Raw genomic sequence first — 17,731 nt, 5'->3', positions numbered from 1 at the left:
GATGAGTGACGCACACAGGTTGATCGCGGGCGTGATCGCAAAAGCGTGGGATAACGCCCGAGATGACGCCTATCTACACGGCGCATACAACAGCCAACCGGCCCTCGACCCCGACAGGCTGGCTACAGACATCATCAGGGCGATCGGCGGGCTCTCCATTGAAGGCAGCAGGGCACGCTGCTGCTGCGGCCACCACGTGGACCTGCACAAACGAAGCAACAGCGTGAACTTCTGCGGAGCCATCGTGGACGGAGGACACTGCCCCTGCAACAACTTCCAGGGTGACGACGACGAATTCGGCCCGCATTTTCATCGCTGGGTGTCCCAATGGATGGCGAACGCCGATGACTGACTTTTACGACGGCATCCACCAAATCGCACGAGAGCACATCCGGGGCGCCACCATCGACGGCATCAAGCTCGGCATGAACTTCACCCTCGACTGCATGGACAAACTCGCCGCCCGCCTCGAAAGCGAACTCGGCGACGAACTAGGCCCACTCGTCCGAGAAATCCTCGAAGGCGCAGTCGACGGCATGCGGGAAGGCCAAGACGAATACATCACCCGAATCGCAGGTAGCGCTGATGACTGAGCCTGATACCGACCTCCTGCCCTACACACGCACCCAACTATCCAACGCCATCAGCGCGTTGGTGGACGATAAGCCAACGTCCCTGGTCGATGAAGACGGCGGCGAAACCCAAATCGTCTGGGTCACATCACTCTACGAGCAACTCGTAGACGCCAAAGCGGGCTTCCCCCAAGAACACATGGGCGTTGCACGATCACGTCCACCCTTCTGGACTGAAGCCGTCAACCAACTCCACGAAATCGACCGCGAAGTAGCACAGTGGATCCCAGGCCCGGGAGACACCGTCGAACGCTTACGCGCCATCGACGCCGAAGCATGGAGCCCAGAAGACGTCGCCCTCCTAAACTCCTGGACCAAACAGCTCGAACGCTGGTGCGCCAAAATCAACGACATCCTCCACCCCGGAGCCCGCAAAACCCTCAACGACCCATGCCCAAGCTGCGGCGAAAAAACCGTCTACAGATGGCAAGACGGCGAACGACTACGCCAACCCGCCCTCCAAATCAGCACAGACGGAATCTGGTGCCAAAACAGAGAATGCGACTTCGCCCACGAATTCCCCGAACGCCTCGCCTTCGTCTGCCGGCTACTCGGATACGACATCCCACCCGGGGTGTTCGAGTAATGGGGCGCAGAAGAGACGCATCAAACGATGATGAGCGCTACCACGTGTACATGCTCATCGGACCTAGCGGCCACCCGATCTACATCGGCAAGTCAACCCAACTAGACACCCGACTGAAGCAACACTCACGTGACCGGATCCGGTACGCGGCGATCGGGCGGCGCACCCGCTGGGAAGTCACGCACCACGTTGAAGTGTTCGAATGCGACAGCTACGACGACATGACACAGGCCGAGGAACAGTTGATCCAGGAGCATAAGCCCGTGCTGAATAAGCGCTCTAACCCGAACTGGGATAAACGAAGAAACACTGTGGTCACCGTCCTGAACTGGGATAACGCTCGCGTGTTGCCCGGACAGCAATTCGATTTGCCAATACGCCAATTAGTGTGCTAGAGTTTCGGTCATACCAGTCGTGTCAAAAATCTGTTTGACCTGAACGACGAACACACTTCCCGGCGCACGTCGGGTTTGCCGACCATCTAGTTGTCGGCCACAGGTTTCGCCCCGGTTCCTACGCAAAAACCCGGCACACCCCAATACGGGGATAGAGCAACGTCTGAACCCTCCCCGTCGTGGAATCCCGAGGTGCTGCCACCTCAACCCGTGAATGCGGTCGGACCACGAGGCGACAGTTTGGCGGCTGCATGTGGATGGCTACGGCACGCATGCAGTGCTCTCGGTCTAGCCCACCGACTGAACGGGCTTCAAACTTGCGGGGACGGTATGCAGCAATGCCCGTTCTCCGGTGGTGCAGCCAAAAGCTGCGGAGCGCCCGACATAGGTGGCGTCGTAAACCCGGTCCCCGCACACCCGCTCAAGCTCAAACGTGACGCGCCATATACCGCCCACAAGCCTCTGAGCGGGATTCACTTTCGGCGTTCGCTTCCGTCGACAACCAGAAGCACACAAAGCGAAGGGGAAACATCGTGGCGAAAGCTGGCAGCCTGCACGTGGACATCACCGCGAAGGTAACCAAAGTCGTAGCACACGTGGACCTCTACACAGGCGGCAAGAAAGTCGGCACAACCGAAGTCGACGTCACGCCCCAACCCGAACCCGGGTCGCTCGAAGGTGACATCAACGCGGCCAAACGTGCCGACCTTAACCGCCAGATGAACATCTACACGAGCGGACGTTTTGGTGCGTGACCAACTCGCCCGGATGCTGCGACAAGCAGCCAACAAGCTCGACCCGCCGAAATCAAAGGGGCAGGCGTTGCGCTACTCAGGTCAGACTGCTGCGCTTGGCGTTGAGGGCCTGATGGAAACGTTCGTGGCGCCCCGTCTTGGCGTGAACTTTGTTCAGCCATGGGCGTTGCGCGTGGCGGAAGGTCTTGCTGGTGCGCGGCCTGCATTGCCCAACATGGCCCCGTCGAAGCCTTCGTTGTGGCGCCGGATTCTGAACTGGTTTCGGCGTTGAATCGCGCTGTTGTTGATCTGATCGCCCGCGCCCTCCCGCAGGGGCTCTTCCATCCAGGCGACGACCAGACCCCGTCGAGAGTCGTGCCATTGCCCGGTTTTCGGACTACGGGCATGGGGGATGAGCAAGCACAGGAGATGGTTGGCGCCGCAGCGAAGGTTGTCGCGGAGGCCCTGGTGCATCTCATCGAACAGGACTACGAGCTGATGCCGAAAGCCGATGCAGCGCAACTACGCCAGGACGCGGCTGATGCACCGGACGGCACACGAGTCATCACCCTGTTTGATCGGGCCGACCACAAACGCGAAACCCCCCTGCTCGTTCTGACTGTGGGGAAAACGGACGACGTGACGATCGACAAACGGCAACTACGAAAGCTGGCACAGTGACCAACGATGCAGTGGGTGGCTACCGGCTCACCAACGGCGCGCAAAAGGAAGCCCAGGTGCGCGGAGTATCAATCAGGGAGATCCACAACATTCTCACGTGCACCGTCCACGAAGAACCTGCACACAACGGGCTTTGGCTCGTAACAGACGGTCGCAACACAGCTTTCGTCAGCCCGTGGGATGGCCTGATCGCTTCAGTGGTTCGCGGGTCACGAAAGAAGCCAGCCTGATGGCGCACATTCACATTGAGGTTGACGGTGATGTACTCATGGACGGCAACCCCGGCGACTGGACCTCAAACCCACCCGAAATGGACAAGTTGCAGTTGAAGGGCGGCACACCCGACCCCTGGATGGTCGCACTCATGCCATCCGTCGCCAACGCAGTCACCAAAACCCTCGCCAACATGCCCATCACACCCCGACACTGGACCCTCACCGTGGACGAAACACCAGACCGCGTCAACATCACCGTCAACACCCGTGGATGACGCAATGCGGGCGCGACTCGAATTGCGCCGCTCCAACGCGGCCCGCCCGCACAAGAACCGCAAACGCGACATAGGACGAGCAGTCGACCCAACAACCTGCTACTGCGGAGACGCGGAATGCCCCGACTGCATGGACTGGCTCGATGACTAACCTGGGTGTCGCAATCACCACCCACAACCGCCGCGACACCTTCCAAGACGCACTACGCAACTGGCAGAAACACCTACCAGACGGCGCCCACCTCGTTGTGGTTGACGACGGCAGCGATGTTCCCGTGCCCGACATTCCCGGCGCCACCGTCATCCGCCACGAGTACCCGCAAGGCATCGCAGTCGCCAAAAACGCAGGCATCGCGGCACTCATGGAACTCGGCGGCGAACACATCTGGCTCTCGGATGACGACATTTGGCCCATCACCGACAACTGGTGGCAGCCATACGTCGAATCACCCGAACCGCACCTCAGCTTCCAATGGCCAGGCCCCGGACGCCACCAAATCACCTACCAAGACGACCAGCACGTTGCGATCGGATTCCCACGCGGCTGCCTCCTCTACGCTGAAAAACGAGTCATCGACACCATCGGCGGCATGAACACCGCATTCGGAGTCCACGGCGGCGAACACGTCGACTGGCAACAACGAGCACACGACACCGGCCTAACCACATGGCCCTACGCCGATGTTGCAGGCTCACACGAACTCTTCTACTGCCGCGACAAAGAACGCGGCAACACACGCGGCTCATCACGATTCAACGTCAACGAACGCCGCCGCCTATGCGACGCCAACGGAAAACGTTGGGCACACCGCTGGCAAGGCTGGCCCCACTTCCCATACAAGACCGGCGAAGGCACACAGGACTACTCGCTAGGCCCCTACTTCGAACCCACCCACCACTACGCACTACTAGCACACGTGGTCGGACTCCACCCAACCGGAGTAGCACTCGAATTCGGCGTCGGTTCCGGACAATCCACCCGCGCCATCGCCTACCACATGCCCGTAATCGGATTCGACTCATTCGCCGGCCTACCCGAAGACTGGCGGCCAGAGTTCCCCAAAGGATCGTTCGCGAACAAGCCGCCCAAGATCCCCAACGCGGAACTCATCATCGGACTATACGCGGACACACTCCCAAACTTTGAACTGCCAGATCACGTCGGCCTAGTGCACATCGACTGCGACCTGCTCAGCTCCACCCGCACCGTCCTCGAACACATCGCACCCGCACTCAAACCCGGCACCTACATCGTGTTTGACGAATGGCACGGCTACGACACCTGCGAAGACCACGAACAACAAGCATGGCGAGAGTTCGCCGACCGCACAGGAATCAAATGGGCAGTCGTCGGACACTCCCACGAAGCCTGGGCAATCCGCATCACCTGAGAGGCGCGACCTTGTCGAGAGTCATCCTGTTCACCTTCTACGGTCGCCGCGAAAACATCGAACTGCAACTCCCATACCTACGCCGCATCATCCAAGAAAACCCAGAAGTCGAAGTACACCTCTGGGACCTATGCCGCAACGAAACCGACCACGAATACGTCCAATCCATCACCGGAGACCGCATCACCGTCCGATCCGACTACTACGGCGGATGCGCCTGGACCGGCTTCAACGACGTATGGCGCCACTACACCAACCGCAAATACGCCGACGCCCTGTTCGTGAAACTCGATGACGACGTTGTGTTCATCGAAACCAAACGCTTCGGCACATTCATCGACACCATCGATGAAAACCGTGGATCAGTCATCTCAGCCAAAACAGTCAACAACGGTGCCTCCACACGGCTAGAGCACAGCCTATGGAAACGCTTCACCGCGTTGAACATCCCACTGCTAGACGTCCACGAATCAGCGGACTACGCACGCGCCAGCCACGACCACTTCTGCAACTGGGACATGATGATCGGCCAACCCATCCAAGCGTTCCCAACCGACGACTGGCTATCCATCAACCTCATCGGCATGGACCACCCCACACTCTGCGCAATCGCCAACGCACTCGGAACACGATCACCCCGAATCATCTCCGGACGCGACTGCAAACAATGGCCCCAACTCGGAGACGAAGGCGCCGCCAACACACTCCCACGGCTGATCCTGCAAGGCTTTACCGCCAGCCACCTCTCATTCGGGCCACAACAAATACCCGACGCAGAGTGGAACGAGATGCGCCGCTGGTACAAAGACGTCGCAGAGGAATACCTCACATGACGAGCTTCGCCGTAGCAATCCCATTCAGAGACCGAGGCAAAGACTGGCGCCGCCCAGCCAACCTCAACCGGGCACTCGAACACTGGGCCAGCCTCGGCATATACGCACACGTCTTCGATGACGGACAAACCGGAGACGCCCAATTCAACAGATCAGCCTGCTACAACGCGGCAGCACAACAACTACGTGCAGACGTGATCGTGTACGCAGAATCAGACCTGATCGTTTCACTCAACCAGATCGAGCAAGCGGTTGAGATGGCAGCCGAAAAGCCTGGACTCGTGGTCCCGTTCTCACGCTTCATGGCGATGACCGAGGCCGACACAGAACTTGTTCGCGCCCACACAATCGCGCCGGCAGAAGCCCAAGCAGAACAGGTGCGCGGCGAATACAAATCCATCGGCGCCGTCAACGTTGTATCACGAGCCTCCATCGAAGCGATCGGACAATGGCCAACCGAGTTCAGCGGAGCGTGGTACGACGACGACGCCTGCGAACGAGCATTCCGGATCTGCTGCGGACCCACACGATTCGTTGAAGGCAACGGCTACCACATGTACCACCTCTCAGGCGCCCAAGGTTCACACCTGACGCCCGAGGATCGCGCCGCCACCGAACGCAACAAGGCCCGCTACCAGCTCTACCGTGCGGCCCAAACACCAGAACGAATCCGCCAACTCACAGCAGGCGGCAACTGATGTTCCTGTGGCAATGGCTACTCATCATCTGGTACCGCATCAGATGGTTGGTAACAACCCGATCAACCAGTCACACAAGCGAATAGGCTCAAACGTATGGGCTGGCAACCAGGCGACGATGTCATCGTCGAATTCGACGGGCAAGACCACGACGGCCACATCCTGAAGGACGAAGGCCACGGCTGGCTCCGATGCTCAATGGCCGTGGATCCCATATATGACTACGGATCCATCACCCCGCGCATGGCACCCCACCAGACGGTAGCCGTGCAATCCACCAAAGTCAGAGCAAGGGGTCCGGAATGAACCGCGCAATCGTCGTCATCGACGCAGACGGCAACCCCATCTTCAAATGCGAAGACGCCAAGATCGACGTTGAATACGCAGACCGCGACGAAGACGGACAGATCGTCAGTTGGAGCGTCCGAATCACACCGAACGATCCGTGGCCGCTGCAAAGGACGCGCGAATACACCGAGCTTTGATGACACACCACACCGCCATCGTCGCCCACCTAACCCGAAGCGCCGCAGCACACCAACTCATGGAAGAAGCCAGCGCAACCTTCGCATCATTCGACAACGGCACACGCGGATGCAGCGGAAACCACCGACGCTGCCTCGAATGGGCCAGCACCAAAGACGCTGAGTGGGCAGTGATCCTCGAAGACGATGCGATCCTGTGCGACAACTGGGCAGACAACCTGAGCCACGCACTGGAACTCGCACCCGCACCGATCCTGTCGTTCTACCTCGGCACGTCGTATCCAATTCAATGGCAACGCTTCATACGCCAAGCCGCAACCAAAGCCACCGACAACAACGCAGCCTGGATCATAGGCGAACAACTACTACACGCAGTCGCCTACGCCATCCGCGTCGAGCACATCCCAGACCTACTCGCACACAAATCCAAAGCCCCCATCGATGAAGCCATAACCGAATGGGCAAGAGCCAACGGACACATGGTTGCGTACACCTGGCCAAGCATGGTCGAACACCGAGACGAACCCACACTCGTCACACACCAACACGCCAACAACAAACCACGCAAAGCCTGGCAACACGGCCAGCCAACGTGGAACACAACACAAGTGAGACTCGGCTAATGCCACGAGCACCACGCGTCTGCGCACACCCAACCTGCACCACACTCACACCCACACGCCACTGCCCAACCCACACCACCAAACACAGATGGGGCAAAGGCAACCCACGCACCAAAGACCCACGACACGAAGCATGGCGCAAGGTAGTGCTCGATCGTGCCGGCTGGTGGTGTCAGATCCGATACCAAGGCTGCACAGGGCGGGCAAACCAAGCAGATCACATACTCGCAGTAGGGCTAGGCGGCACCGAATACGACGCAGCCAACGGCCAAGCAGTCTGCAAAGAGTGCCACAAGAAGAAGTCCGCAGACGAAGGACACATCGCACAAGGACACCAAGTGCGGTCACGGAGGGCCAACTAACCTCCTCAACCAGCAAATTTGCTAGGTAAAATCAAAAGCAACAATGAGCCCCGGCGACTGCGCCAACAGTCCCGGGGCGATGGCCGAACTACTGAGGAGTTCGACATGAACGAGCATACATGCTCCCAATGCGATGGCGCGTTCACTGGACGCAAGCGCAAGTACTGCACCAACAAGTGCGCACGCACCGCATCGACACGTAAACAGAACGCCAAGCGCAAAGCATCCGGCTACCGATACCGCAAGACCAAGACCGGGATATGCGCTGAGTGCAGTCGAGAGTTCCAAGGCCGCACTGACGCGGATGCAAAGTACTGCTCACGTGAATGCCAATGGAAGGTTCGGGAGCGCGCACGCATCCAAGCCATGCGACGCCGCGCAATCGAACGGCGCCTGCCTGCGCTCTACGTGGGCGACGGCACGGTTCGATCACCACACCGACGATGGACTTCGGGACAGTGCCAAAGCTGCGGCGACTGGTACCTGTCCGAACACGCAAGTAGCCGATACTGCACCGACACGTGCATGAGGCGTGCGCACGAAGAACGTAAGCGTGCGCGCAAGGCTGGAGCCTATGTCGAACCGGTGTACCGCAAAAGGGTATTCAATCGAGACGGCTACCGCTGCCACCTATGCGGCAAGAAGACAGATCAAACCAAGAAGGTGCCACATCCCAAGGCGCCAACCCTGGACCACATCATCCCCCTAGCGTCCGGCGGCACACATGAACCAAGCAACTGTCGCTGTGCTTGCTTCCTCTGCAACTCGCTGAAGGGCGATCGTGGCGGAGGAGAGCAACTACTGCTCATCGGATAGAGGCCAGGCAGGTGCCCTGACCTGCGGAAATGTGAACGAGGGGGAGGGGTGGGGGCCGTGGGTGCCCTCCCGCCGCCCTACGGATGGGGCTGCGGATTTTCTCGCCTACGGTTCCCCGGGCCATTGATTAGTCAGGCTATGCACCCGAAACGGGCTGCCTGCGTGTTCCCGTAACGGGAGGTAATGATGCCGAATCACTTGAAGGATCAGAGTGTTCGCGCGAGGGCCAATAAGGCTTCTACGCGCGCGACCTTGTCTGCGGATCATGATGTTGAAGAGCCGCCGTTGCCGGATGAGATCGGTTGGCATTCGTTGACTCGTCGTTGGTGGTCGGATTTGTGGTCGTCTCCGATGGCTACTGAGTACGCGGAGATGGACATTAATGGTCTGCTTCGTGTGGCGATGTTGTACAACGATTTTTGGTTGGCTGAGACGCCGAGGCAGCGGGCCGAGGTTCAGGTTCGTCTTGAGAAGGCTGATGCCGACTATGGGACTAACCCGTTAGCGCGGCGCCGACTTGAGTGGCAGATCGAGGCGACTGAGGATTCGAAGGCCAAGGGGTCGAAGCGGCGTAAGGCCGATCAGCCGGCTACTCCGCCTCCGCCGTCGGGTGATGATCCCCGTAGCGGCTTGTATGCCGTGTAGCTGATGCTTCTTGTTGTTCCGGGTCCTGATCCGGAGCCGTGGCCGACGTTGGGTCCGCAGATTTGCGCGTTGATTGAGGAGCGCGCGGTCTATGGCCCGGGGTCGTTGCAGGGTGAGCCGTATGTGATTGATCCGGAGTTCCGGGCGTTCATCTATCGGGCTTACGAGGTGTACCCGAAGGGGCATCCGTGGGAGGGGCGCCGCCGGTTCAAGCGGGTTGGTCTCTCGGTTCGTAAGGGTTTGGCTAAGACGGAGAAGCAGGCGTTGTTGGCGTTCTGTGAGCTGCATCCTGAGGGGCCGACGCGGTTCGACGGTTGGGATGCTTACGGGAATCCGGTGGGCCGGCCTGTCCGTGCGCCGTACATTCCGATGCTTGCGGTTTCGGTTGAGCAGGTTGAGGAACTGGCGTTTGGTGCGTTGACGTATGTCATCGCGGAGGGTCCGGACGCGGATCTGTTTGATGTGTCGAAAGAGCGTATCTGCCGGTTGGATCCGCGTGGCCGCGAGGACGGTAAGGCTGTTCCGTTGGCGAACTCGCCGGGTTCTCGTGATGGCGCTCGTACGACGATGAATTGTTTCGATGAGCCGCACCGGTTGTATTTGCCGCGTCAGTTGCAGGCGCATCAGACGATGGATGCGAATTTGCCGAAGCGTCCGTTGGATGATCCGTGGTCGTTGTATGTGGGGACTGCTGGTCAGCCTGGGCAGGGTTCGGTTGCTGAGAATGTTCATGCTGAGGCGTTGAAGATCGCGGCGGGCGATATTGAGCGCCCGGATTTGTTCTATCTGTACAGGACTGATGATGGCGGTCATGACCTGTCGGTCAAGGATGAGCGCATTCGGGCGATTGCTGAAGCGACGGGGCCGGCGGGGGAGTTTGGTCCTGGCCAGTTTGATGAGATTGCGTCTCAGTGGGATCGGCCTGGTGCGGATAAGCCGTTCCTGGAACGAGTGTGGTTGAACCGTTGGCGTCAGGGTGGTTCTCAGGCGTTTGACATGGTCAAGGTTGAGGGCCTGAAGGTTGACGAGTCGATTCCGGATGGGGCGTTTGTCACTGCGGGTTTTGATGGGGCGCAGTTCCGTGATGCAACGGCGTTGACGATTACTGAGGTGTCGACTGGTCGGCAGATGCTTCTGGGTTGTTGGGAGCGTCCGGAGAACGTGGATGAGTGGGAAGTCCCCGTTGACGAGGTGACGGATCTCGTTGCGCAGATGATGACCAAATACGAAGTGTGGCGGTTGTATTGCGATCCGCCGCATTGGTATGAGCCTGTGGCGTCTTGGGCTTCTCGTTGGCCGGATCAGGTTGTTGAGTGGCATACGCAGGTGAAGTCGCGGATGGTGCCGGCGTTGCGTGCGTATGTTGAGGCGATTGATTCGCGGATTGTGTCGTATGCGGACAACGTTTTTCGGGATACGTTGCTGGAGCACATGGGTAATTCGGCGCGTAAAGAGTTGAAGACTGTTGATGAGTTTGGTCAGCCGCATTGGATTTTGCAGAAGCAGGATGGGCGGCTTGAGGACAAGATTGATGCCGCTATGTCGGCGGTGTTGTCGTGGACGGCGTGTGTTGATGCTCGGCGTGAGGGTGCGAAGCCGCGCCCGAAGCATTCGTACGTTCCTCGCCGTTTGTATTGAGTTTGGAGGGAGTCGGCATGGCTTCTACGCCCGAAGAGTGGCTCCCGATACTGGCTAAGCGTATCGATGATCGGATGCCGCGTATGCGGTTGTTGGCGCGGTATGTGAATGGTGATGCTCCGTTGCCTGAGATGACGAAGAATACGCGGGCGTCGTGGAAGGCGTTTCAGCGTGAGGCGCGGACGAACTGGGGTTTGTTGATTCGTGATGCTGTGGCGGATCGGATTGTGCCTAATGGGATCACGGTGGGTGGTTCTGCGGATTCTGAGGTTGCGAAGCAGGCTCAGCGGATTTGGCGTGATAACCGTATGGACAGCGTGTTCCGCGAGTGGGTTGAGTATGGTCTGACGTTCTCTGAGTCGTATTTGACGTGCTGGCAGAGCGGTGATGGCCGTGCGGTGATCACTGCTGATTCGCCGGAGACGATGTGTGTGGCGGTGGATCCGTTGCAGCCGTGGCGGGTTCGGGCCGCGATCCGTTGGTGGCGGGATCTGGACGTCGAGAAGGATTTCGCGATCGTTTGGTGCATGGGGTTGCGGCAGAAGTTTTCCCGTGATTGCTATGTGCAGAACTCGGCGTCGAAGCGGTTGGTTACGCGGATCTCGGGAGGCTGGGATCCTGTGGATTCCGAGCCAGTGGAGACCGATGGCGCACCTCCGGTGGTCGTGTATACGAATCCTGGTGGCGTTGGCGAGTTCGAAACGCATCTGGACGACATAAACCGGGTCAACCGAGGCATCTTGTGGCGTATGTCCACAATGGCGATGCAGGCGTATCGTCAGCGTGCTTTGAGGAAGAAGCAGGGCGATAACGGCGCTCCGATGCCGACGACTGACGAGCATGGCAATCAGATCGACTACGCGGCGATCTTTGAGCCGGCGCCGGGTGCGTTGTGGGATCTGCCTCCGGATGTTGATATTTGGGAGTCTCAGACTACGGATATCACGCCGATGTTGACGGCGTCGAAGGATGACATTCGGATGTTGTCTGCTGCGACGAAGACTCCGTTGCCGATGTTGATGCCTGATGGTGCGAATCAGTCGGCTGAGGGGGCGCAGAACACTGAGAAGGGTCACATCTTCAAGTGTGAGCGGCGTTTGGCGGTGGCGAAGGTTGGTGCTGGGGCGATTTTGGTGAAGGCGTTGGCGACTGAGGGTGTCGAAGTTGAGGACACGGTGGATGTGTCGTTTGAGTCTGTTGAGCGGGTGACGTTGTCGGAGAAGTATTCTGCGGCGTCTCAGGCGAAGGCGGCTGGTGAGTCTTGGGCGTCGATTCGGCGGAATATTTTGAATTATTCGCCGGAGCAGTCGAAGCAGGATGATTTGGACCGGGCGAAGGAGCAGTTGGCTCTGTTTAGCGCGAATCGCCAGGCGCAGCAGGCCCAGGCCCCGCAGCCGGCGCAACGAGGGCAGGCCCAGCAGTCGCAGCCGGTGAGTGGTGGAGCACGCTGATTATGCGGCTGTAGCGGCTGCGATTCGTGAACAGCTTTTGGCGTATGCGGCTGAAGTGTGGGCTGCGGCGACGTTAGATGATGAGGGTTTGGCGCGTCTTGTTGAGTTGATGGTGCCGACTGTGCAGGCGGCGCAGGAGCAGATCGCTAGCTATACGTCGGTGTATTTCGGTGAGGCGACTGGCACGGATCCGGTTGCGGTTTCGTCGGATGTTGTTGGTGGTCGTGGTGTTCCGGCTGAGCAGGTGTATGCGCGTCCGATTGTTACGGCGCGTACTGAGCTGGCTCGTGGAAAGTCGGTTGAGAAGGCGTTGGATGCTGGTGGGCGTCGGTTGCAGAATCTTGCTGGGACTGATGTGCAGATGGCGAAGGTTCGTCAGGCTGATGTGTCGTTGCAGGCTGGTGGGGCGAAGTTTTTTCGGCGTGTGTTGACGGGCCGGGAGAACTGCGGCCTGTGCGTGATCGCGTCTACGCAGCGGTATCGGCGGGGGAACTTGATGCCGATCCATCCGGGGTGCGTGCCCGGGGATTCAGCGGTATCGCTGCCACCGGATGCTGGAAGCGTGAGCGGCGAGTTCGCTTGGGGTTCGCTTAACGCTATCTCGCGCAGACTGTTCGAGGGCGAACTGATCGAGTTCTCCACGGCCAGCGGTGATCAGGTGCGCGTCACCCCGAATCACCCGGTACTCACCGATAAGGGATGGATTCCGGCTCACCTGCTGGGCGTAGGCGATGCAGTATTCCGCCGCAGCCGCAGTAATGGGGTGGTTGGTCGTGGACCAGAGGTAGATCAGGGACCAGCCCGCATTGAGGATCTCTTTGATGCGGCGCGGGTGGCGTTCCCCCTTGTACGCGTGCCACTCGCCGCCCAGGATTTCCACGGCGACGGAGCCGATGGTGAAGTCGACATTGTATATATCGACCGCGACTTCTCTGCGCCAGGGAATGCCCTTGTCAGTGAGCATGTTGGCGAAAGTCGATTCGTGAATGCTCATGGCTGGGGGATTGCTCTCCCGGCTGGCGGCGCGCTTGGCCTGTTCCGCCCACGTCTTCTTACGCCCGGTGGCGGCGAGGTGCGCGGCGGCGCATTGGGCGGCGCGCTGTTCGTCGGTCATCTTCGAGGCGCGGAGCTTTCCGGCGCTGGAACGCCCCCGAGGTTCGATGCCCCGGCGAATGAGTTCGGCCCGGAGACTGTTGCGCTGTACGCCAGTCGTGGCCTGGATCTCATAGGCAGACTTTCCGGAGATGTAGAGCGAGACAGCGTTATCCATCTTCGCAGGGTCGGTTTTAGCGGTCACGTTTTTAATCTCCACACTAGTGAGGGCTGGTACTCAGCAAACAATCACATTGTATCAAATTGCGATTGCGACGTTGATGTGCTTCCGCGCGGTATGGATCTGGATCAGGTGATCGACGTTGACCTTTTGAATTCCACGCATGATCAGGTGAAGGCGTTTGCTGGTGTGGCGGATCGTGGGGGACGCGCTCCCGATTACCGGAAGTTGATCGTGACGCATGAGCATGGCGAGGTTGGTCCGGTTCTCGCCTGGCGTGGGCAGCAGTTCACGTCGAAAGCGGACCTGAAGTAAGTCTTCCCACCGTTTCTGGGTGGGTTTTGGCCTGTAAGAGGCCGCGAATCTGATCCCGCATGGGAAGGAAACATCTGTGTCTGAAGCTACCCCGAAAGACATGCCTGGAGCTGGCGCCGAAACGGAGCCGAGTACCCAAGCAGCAGCAGAGGTCACTGCTGAGCCTGTTGAGGTGAAGAGTGAGTCTGCGCCGAAGCCCACTGAGACTGTGGACTTTTGGAAGTCGAAAGCGCGGCAACATGAGGACCGCGCGAAGTCGAACTTCGAGGACGCCCAGAAGTGGCGTGAACTCCGCGAGAAAGCTGGCGGCAAGGACGATTTCGATCCGAGGAGCGAAATCGATGCTATCCGTGCTGACCTGAAAGCCGAACGACTCGCACGCTGGCGTGCAGAGGTGGCCCGCGCTACCGACGTTGACCCCGAGGACATCAAGGGTGAGACGGAGGAAGAGATGCGGGAGTCCGCTGAGCGTTGGAAGCAGCGTTTCGAGGCGCGGCTTGATGCGGCTTTGAAGTCGAAGAAGACCGCTCCGGCAGCCGCTCCGGCAGCCGAGGTCACTTCAGATGCGAAGGTCTCTGGCCCTAAGCAGTTGAGCCGGGACGAACTCAAAAACATGACACGGCAGCAGCGCCTTGACGCCTACAAAAACGGGCAGGTCGATGCGCTGATTGGCCGTACCGACTGAAAGGAAGCCGTCAATCATGGCTGCTGACAATTTCATTCCTGAAATCTGGTCCGATTACATCCTGGAGCGTTACATCGCCCGGAATGTGTTCGGCGCCCTGCTGGACCGCAAGTACGAGGGTGACGCCACCAAGGGCAACACTGTCCACATCCCCGGCGTTGTGGCCCCCGCTGTCAAGGACTACAAGGCGAACAGCCGTACCACGACTGCGGACGCGATCACCGATACCGGTGTCGACATCCTGATCGACCAGGAGAAGAACTTCGACTTCTATGTCGATGACATCGACGCTGCGCAGGCTAACCATGACCTGCTGCCTCTGTACACGGATGCCGCTGGCGATTCGCTCGCTACCGATGCGGATGAGTTCATTGCGGACCTGCTGGTTGCGAACGCTACCGGTATGCCGTGGTCCTCGAACCCGACGACCGGTGATGCTGCGTTCAACATCATCAAGGATGCTCGCAAGCTGATGCAGAAGGCGAACGTGCCGGATGACGGTATGCGTGTCGCTGTGGTGAACGCCGAGTTTGAGGCGCTGCTTCTGGGTGCCGATTCGAAGCTGACCAGCTTCGACACTTCGGGTGACACCGCTGGCCTGCGTGAGGCGACTGTTGGTCGTCTGCTCGGCTTCCGTGTGGTGTCTTCGAACAACCTGCCTGAGTCGGATTCTCCGCAGGCTGTGTTCTTCCATCAGCGTGCCGCTGCGTTCGTGTCGCAGATCGACAAGGTTGAGGGTCTGCGCGCGAATGACAAGTTCGCTGATCGCGTTCGTGGCCTGCACGTCTATGGCGGCAAGGTTGTGAAGGCTCCGGGCGTTCTGGTGTTCAACCGGGCTGGTAGCTAGTCGTGCTGGCTTCCCGCGATGACGTCGCCGCCGCGCTTGGTCTGGCTGATGCTGACTCTCTGAGTGAGTCTCAGCAGGCCCGCGTGGACGCTCTGCTGGAGCGTGTTTCTGGCAGCGTCTCGCGGGAAGCCAACCGCGATTTCACACCGGGCGCGGTGCAGGTTCGTGTGTTGGTGATCGATGGCCGGATCTATCTGCCCGACGCCGAATCGGTGACGACCGTAAAGGACGTTGACGGTGTCGAGGTGGATTGCGTAGCGCATGTCCCAGGCTGGTTCAACGTGTCAGTGAACGGATGCGCGTTGCTGACTGGTGATCCGGTTGTTGTGGACTTCGTGCGTGTGGATGTTCCGGCTGCGGTGTCTGGCCTTGTGGCTGGCATTGTGGCTCGGCATCTCAGTGTGGAGCCTGGTTCGCCTGAGTCGATGGCTACGGACATCACTGCCGGCGCCGACTTCCGGTTGCGGATGGCTGACCACGTGTCTTCGACAGCGCTGCTGACCGAGGATGAGGTGTGCGAGGCCCGAGGTTTCCGATCGAAGTTGCCGAATGTGATTGTGCATCGCTTGTGAGTGTGTTTGAGAAGTTGGCGCGGATCCCAGTGATTCACACTCCCGCAACGGGTACGGGTGAAGATTCGTTGGGTAACACGGCGACGGTGCCGGGTGTTCCTGTGGAGCGTTTGGCGTATTCGATTGGGCCGCACGTTGAGGAGCAGGGGAGCGTAACGCGAACCGAAACCGAAGTGGCCGATACCGATGTGGCTATGCCAAAGTATCCGGTCACCCTCAAGGACACGTTCACCATCGACGGCGATACCTACAACGTTGTCGGACTGCGTGATATGACCCATGGTTTTCACGGTTGGCAGCCGGGGATCGTTGTTGAGTTGCAGAAGGTTTCGTGAAGAACCCTCTCGGCAAGTACGGCATCAATCTCAAGGATTTTGACGCCCTGCCCGAGGTCAACGACGGCGTAAACGACTTCATGGAATCGCAAGTCGTTCCCGCGTGGAAAGACAACTCGCCGGTTGATTCGGGTGAGTATCGGGATTCCGTGAAGGTTACGCAACGGTCCACAACCAAGGGGCGCGGCAAGGTCGGCGCCACGTCGGAGCACGCGCACATTGTGGAGTTTGGTTCCGAGAAGGTGCCTGAGCATGCGCCTGCCGAGAAGACGGCTAAGCAGTTTGGTGGGTATGCGCATGACAAGTCCTGAGTTGTTGGGTTATTCGGCTCCGTCGGTCGAGAAGGTCGTGATCGCGTGGTTGAGGCCGTTGGGCCGTACTGGTACTCGGCGTAAGGCCGGGGATCCGGTTCCGTTTCGGCTGGTGCATCGAGTGGCGGGTTCGGATGATCCTGTTGTTGGGATTGATGTGGCGTCGGTTTCGGTGCATTCGTTTGGTGTGGGTGATGTTGAGGCGTTGGCTGAGGCCGAGAAGTCGCACCGGCGGATGAACGTTCTGGCTTGCAACCCGATGACCACGATTGCCAATTCCGACATCTTGGGTGCAGGTGTGGTCGTGAACGTCGACTACTGCATCCCGCGTATGGCCCCCACCCAAGTGGACTACGAGGACCCCGCCGTGGTCCGGTACGTCGCCCGCTACGAAATCGGCGTCTCCTACACCCCTGTTGCCTAGCTATCTGCCTGGTTTTACAGCCCGAATTCTTTGTTCTGCCGGAGTCTTCCGGTCTTTCCCTTCTCTTGAGAGGAGCACCCCATGGTGCAACCCGTGACCGGCACGACTTGGAATGCCGGCGGTTTCAATGATCTTTACCGTGCCGCGTCGGAGCGGGGTGGCCTGCAGGCCGTCCTGGTTCGCGACAATCGTGGTGCTGCCACCAACATTTCGCCGTTTGAGGACGATCTGACCACTGTTGCGTGGTCTCCGTTCGCCCAGGACGGAAAGCTGCGTGCCGACTTGTTCGCTTCTCGTCTGGTTGATGGCAAGTGGGAGTCTGTTGCGACTGCGAATGAGGGCTTTTGGTACATCGGTGCTCAGACCGAAGATGGTGGCGCTGAGCGCAACCCGAATACGAACTCGGATGATCTGAAGATCCTTCAGTCGAATTTCCCGTATGACTCGGATATCACCGAGAAGGGTAAGACGATCAAGTTCACCGCGGTTGACACCCTGAAGCCGCTGAT

General features: G+C 59.3%; 27 protein-coding genes and 1 pseudogene. 27 read left to right on the top strand and 1 reads right to left on the bottom strand.

What is annotated here, in order from left to right; translation table 11 throughout:
• Window position 1 precedes the first annotated feature (1 nt).
• The 12 genes from BN4332_RS33515 (at window position 2) to BN4332_RS32295 (ending at window position 6,440) form a co-directional block, all read left to right on the top strand.
• Window positions 2-352: a hypothetical protein gene (locus tag BN4332_RS33515; protein WP_160110999.1), complete on the top strand. Its 351-nt coding sequence runs from the start codon at window positions 2-4 to the stop codon at window positions 350-352.
• Window positions 345-593: a hypothetical protein gene (locus tag BN4332_RS32330; protein WP_066904400.1), complete on the top strand. Its 249-nt coding sequence runs from the start codon at window positions 345-347 to the stop codon at window positions 591-593. The genes BN4332_RS33515 and BN4332_RS32330 overlap by 8 nt, the downstream gene beginning before the upstream one ends.
• Window positions 586-1,218 (top strand): DUF7341 domain-containing protein, encoded by a 633-nt coding sequence (locus BN4332_RS33510; RefSeq protein ID WP_066904396.1) that lies wholly within the window; start codon window positions 586-588, stop codon window positions 1,216-1,218. The genes BN4332_RS32330 and BN4332_RS33510 overlap by 8 nt, the downstream gene beginning before the upstream one ends.
• 50 nt (window positions 1,219-1,268) lie before the next feature.
• Window positions 1,269-1,613 carry a GIY-YIG nuclease family protein gene (locus BN4332_RS33505; RefSeq protein ID WP_160110998.1) on the top strand — a complete coding sequence of 115 codons (345 nt, stop codon included), beginning with the start codon at window positions 1,269-1,271 and terminating at the stop codon, window positions 1,611-1,613.
• Window positions 1,614-2,146: 533 nt separating this feature from the next.
• Window positions 2,147-2,368 carry a hypothetical protein gene (locus BN4332_RS32320; RefSeq protein WP_066904390.1) on the top strand — a complete coding sequence of 74 codons (222 nt, stop codon included), beginning with the start codon at window positions 2,147-2,149 and terminating at the stop codon, window positions 2,366-2,368.
• A complete protein-coding gene (locus tag BN4332_RS33500) occupies window positions 2,361-2,639 on the top strand; it encodes a hypothetical protein (RefSeq protein ID WP_160110997.1) in 279 nt (92 codons plus the stop codon). The genes BN4332_RS32320 and BN4332_RS33500 overlap by 8 nt, the downstream gene beginning before the upstream one ends.
• On the top strand, window positions 2,606-3,028 hold the full coding sequence (locus tag BN4332_RS32315) for a hypothetical protein (protein ID WP_235654377.1): 423 nt from the start codon (window positions 2,606-2,608) through the stop codon (window positions 3,026-3,028). The genes BN4332_RS33500 and BN4332_RS32315 overlap by 34 nt, the downstream gene beginning before the upstream one ends.
• Window positions 3,029-3,203: 175 nt before the next feature.
• Complete coding sequence (locus BN4332_RS32310; RefSeq protein WP_066904387.1) at window positions 3,204-3,518, top strand: hypothetical protein; 315 nt, start codon at window positions 3,204-3,206, stop codon at window positions 3,516-3,518.
• 4 nt (window positions 3,519-3,522) lie between these two features.
• Window positions 3,523-3,669 (top strand): hypothetical protein, encoded by a 147-nt coding sequence (locus BN4332_RS35795; RefSeq protein ID WP_494337787.1) that lies wholly within the window; start codon window positions 3,523-3,525, stop codon window positions 3,667-3,669.
• Entirely contained in the window at window positions 3,662-4,909 is a 1,248-nt protein-coding gene (locus BN4332_RS32305) for a class I SAM-dependent methyltransferase (RefSeq protein WP_066904384.1), read from the top strand. Before BN4332_RS35795 ends, BN4332_RS32305 begins: the two co-directional genes overlap by 8 nt.
• Before the next feature lie 11 nt (window positions 4,910-4,920).
• The gene (locus tag BN4332_RS32300; RefSeq protein ID WP_066904382.1) at window positions 4,921-5,742 is read left to right on the top strand and encodes a hypothetical protein; all 822 of its coding nucleotides are present in this window, start codon (window positions 4,921-4,923) and stop codon (window positions 5,740-5,742) included.
• A complete protein-coding gene (locus BN4332_RS32295) occupies window positions 5,739-6,440 on the top strand; it encodes a glycosyltransferase family protein (protein WP_066904378.1) in 702 nt (233 codons plus the stop codon). The genes BN4332_RS32300 and BN4332_RS32295 overlap by 4 nt, the downstream gene beginning before the upstream one ends.
• 39 nt (window positions 6,441-6,479) lie before the next feature.
• Here BN4332_RS32295 and BN4332_RS33490 read toward each other — a convergent pair whose 3' ends face one another.
• Complete coding sequence (locus BN4332_RS33490; protein WP_160110996.1) at window positions 6,480-6,620, bottom strand: hypothetical protein; 141 nt, start codon at window positions 6,618-6,620, stop codon at window positions 6,480-6,482.
• 122 nt (window positions 6,621-6,742) lie between these two features.
• Between BN4332_RS33490 and BN4332_RS32285 the strand changes: the two genes are divergently transcribed.
• The 15 genes and pseudogenes from BN4332_RS32285 to BN4332_RS32210 all read left to right on the top strand — a co-directional run.
• Window positions 6,743-6,925 carry a hypothetical protein gene (locus BN4332_RS32285; RefSeq protein ID WP_066904375.1) on the top strand — a complete coding sequence of 61 codons (183 nt, stop codon included), beginning with the start codon at window positions 6,743-6,745 and terminating at the stop codon, window positions 6,923-6,925.
• Window positions 6,925-7,548 (top strand): glycosyltransferase family 25 protein, encoded by a 624-nt coding sequence (locus tag BN4332_RS32280; RefSeq protein WP_074133279.1) that lies wholly within the window; start codon window positions 6,925-6,927, stop codon window positions 7,546-7,548. The genes BN4332_RS32285 and BN4332_RS32280 overlap by 1 nt, the downstream gene beginning before the upstream one ends.
• Window positions 7,548-7,910 (top strand): HNH endonuclease signature motif containing protein, encoded by a 363-nt coding sequence (locus tag BN4332_RS35280; protein WP_074133278.1) that lies wholly within the window; start codon window positions 7,548-7,550, stop codon window positions 7,908-7,910. The genes BN4332_RS32280 and BN4332_RS35280 overlap by 1 nt, the downstream gene beginning before the upstream one ends.
• A gap of 105 nt (window positions 7,911-8,015) precedes the next feature.
• A complete protein-coding gene (locus BN4332_RS35275) occupies window positions 8,016-8,726 on the top strand; it encodes an HNH endonuclease (RefSeq protein ID WP_074133277.1) in 711 nt (236 codons plus the stop codon).
• 186 nt (window positions 8,727-8,912) lie between these two features.
• A complete protein-coding gene (locus BN4332_RS34815) occupies window positions 8,913-9,371 on the top strand; it encodes a phage terminase small subunit (protein WP_066904466.1) in 459 nt (152 codons plus the stop codon).
• 3 nt (window positions 9,372-9,374) lie between these two features.
• On the top strand, window positions 9,375-11,009 hold the full coding sequence (locus BN4332_RS32260) for a terminase large subunit domain-containing protein (RefSeq protein WP_084459496.1): 1,635 nt from the start codon (window positions 9,375-9,377) through the stop codon (window positions 11,007-11,009).
• A gap of 17 nt (window positions 11,010-11,026) precedes the next feature.
• A complete protein-coding gene (locus BN4332_RS32255) occupies window positions 11,027-12,460 on the top strand; it encodes a phage portal protein (protein ID WP_084459501.1) in 1,434 nt (477 codons plus the stop codon).
• Window positions 12,447-14,048, top strand: coding sequence for a hypothetical protein (locus BN4332_RS33910; RefSeq protein WP_200820481.1), 1,602 nt, complete (start codon window positions 12,447-12,449; stop codon window positions 14,046-14,048). The genes BN4332_RS32255 and BN4332_RS33910 overlap by 14 nt, the downstream gene beginning before the upstream one ends.
• A 76-nt stretch (window positions 14,049-14,124) precedes the next feature.
• Complete coding sequence (locus tag BN4332_RS32240) at window positions 14,125-14,733, top strand: hypothetical protein (RefSeq protein ID WP_066904360.1); 609 nt, start codon at window positions 14,125-14,127, stop codon at window positions 14,731-14,733.
• Between the two features lie 16 nt (window positions 14,734-14,749).
• Window positions 14,750-15,580 (top strand): phage capsid protein, encoded by an 831-nt coding sequence (locus tag BN4332_RS32235; protein WP_066904357.1) that lies wholly within the window; start codon window positions 14,750-14,752, stop codon window positions 15,578-15,580.
• Between the two features lie 2 nt (window positions 15,581-15,582).
• A complete protein-coding gene (locus BN4332_RS32230) occupies window positions 15,583-16,152 on the top strand; it encodes a hypothetical protein (RefSeq protein WP_066904353.1) in 570 nt (189 codons plus the stop codon).
• A 2-nt stretch (window positions 16,153-16,154) separates the two neighbouring features.
• Complete coding sequence (locus BN4332_RS32225; protein WP_084459495.1) at window positions 16,155-16,487, top strand: hypothetical protein; 333 nt, start codon at window positions 16,155-16,157, stop codon at window positions 16,485-16,487.
• Entirely contained in the window at window positions 16,484-16,798 is a 315-nt protein-coding gene (locus BN4332_RS32220; RefSeq protein ID WP_066904350.1) for an HK97 gp10 family phage protein, read from the top strand. The genes BN4332_RS32225 and BN4332_RS32220 overlap by 4 nt, the downstream gene beginning before the upstream one ends.
• On the top strand, window positions 16,779-17,222 hold the full coding sequence (locus BN4332_RS32215) for a hypothetical protein (protein ID WP_200820480.1): 444 nt from the start codon (window positions 16,779-16,781) through the stop codon (window positions 17,220-17,222). The genes BN4332_RS32220 and BN4332_RS32215 overlap by 20 nt, the downstream gene beginning before the upstream one ends.
• Before the next feature lie 81 nt (window positions 17,223-17,303).
• Window positions 17,304-17,731 (top strand): annotated as a pseudogene (locus BN4332_RS32210) (hypothetical protein); the annotation flags it as partial.

It is taken from the genome of Mycolicibacterium houstonense, assembly GCF_900078665.2.
GTDB classification, from domain to species: Bacteria; Actinomycetota; Actinomycetes; order Mycobacteriales; family Mycobacteriaceae; genus Mycobacterium; species Mycobacterium houstonense.
Note: the sequence above shows the minus strand (reverse complement) of the source record. Positions and strands in the feature narration are given on the sequence as shown.

Excerpts from the sequence above, each read along its gene's own strand:
- BN4332_RS35275 (WP_074133277.1), top strand. The coding sequence starts at position 8,016 with ATGAACGAGCATACATGCTCCCAATGCGATGGCGCGTTCACTGGACGC.
- BN4332_RS32295 (WP_066904378.1), top strand. The coding sequence starts at position 5,739 with ATGACGAGCTTCGCCGTAGCAATCCCATTCAGAGACCGAGGCAAAGAC.
- BN4332_RS32330 (WP_066904400.1), top strand. The coding sequence starts at position 345 with ATGACTGACTTTTACGACGGCATCCACCAAATCGCACGAGAGCACATC.
- BN4332_RS32260 (WP_084459496.1), top strand. The coding sequence starts at position 9,375 with ATGCTTCTTGTTGTTCCGGGTCCTGATCCGGAGCCGTGGCCGACGTTG.
- BN4332_RS32255 (WP_084459501.1), top strand. The coding sequence starts at position 11,027 with ATGGCTTCTACGCCCGAAGAGTGGCTCCCGATACTGGCTAAGCGTATC.
- BN4332_RS35795 (WP_494337787.1), top strand. The coding sequence starts at position 3,523 with ATGCGGGCGCGACTCGAATTGCGCCGCTCCAACGCGGCCCGCCCGCAC.
- BN4332_RS32285 (WP_066904375.1), top strand. The coding sequence starts at position 6,743 with ATGAACCGCGCAATCGTCGTCATCGACGCAGACGGCAACCCCATCTTC.
- BN4332_RS33510 (WP_066904396.1), top strand. The coding sequence starts at position 586 with ATGACTGAGCCTGATACCGACCTCCTGCCCTACACACGCACCCAACTA.
- BN4332_RS33515 (WP_160110999.1), top strand. The coding sequence starts at position 2 with ATGAGTGACGCACACAGGTTGATCGCGGGCGTGATCGCAAAAGCGTGG.
- BN4332_RS32215 (WP_200820480.1), top strand. The coding sequence starts at position 16,779 with ATGCGCATGACAAGTCCTGAGTTGTTGGGTTATTCGGCTCCGTCGGTC.
- BN4332_RS32305 (WP_066904384.1), top strand. The coding sequence starts at position 3,662 with ATGACTAACCTGGGTGTCGCAATCACCACCCACAACCGCCGCGACACC.
- BN4332_RS32235 (WP_066904357.1), top strand. The coding sequence starts at position 14,750 with ATGGCTGCTGACAATTTCATTCCTGAAATCTGGTCCGATTACATCCTG.
- BN4332_RS35280 (WP_074133278.1), top strand. The coding sequence starts at position 7,548 with ATGCCACGAGCACCACGCGTCTGCGCACACCCAACCTGCACCACACTC.
- BN4332_RS33505 (WP_160110998.1), top strand. The coding sequence starts at position 1,269 with ATGCTCATCGGACCTAGCGGCCACCCGATCTACATCGGCAAGTCAACC.
- BN4332_RS32280 (WP_074133279.1), top strand. The coding sequence starts at position 6,925 with ATGACACACCACACCGCCATCGTCGCCCACCTAACCCGAAGCGCCGCA.
- BN4332_RS34815 (WP_066904466.1), top strand. The coding sequence starts at position 8,913 with ATGCCGAATCACTTGAAGGATCAGAGTGTTCGCGCGAGGGCCAATAAG.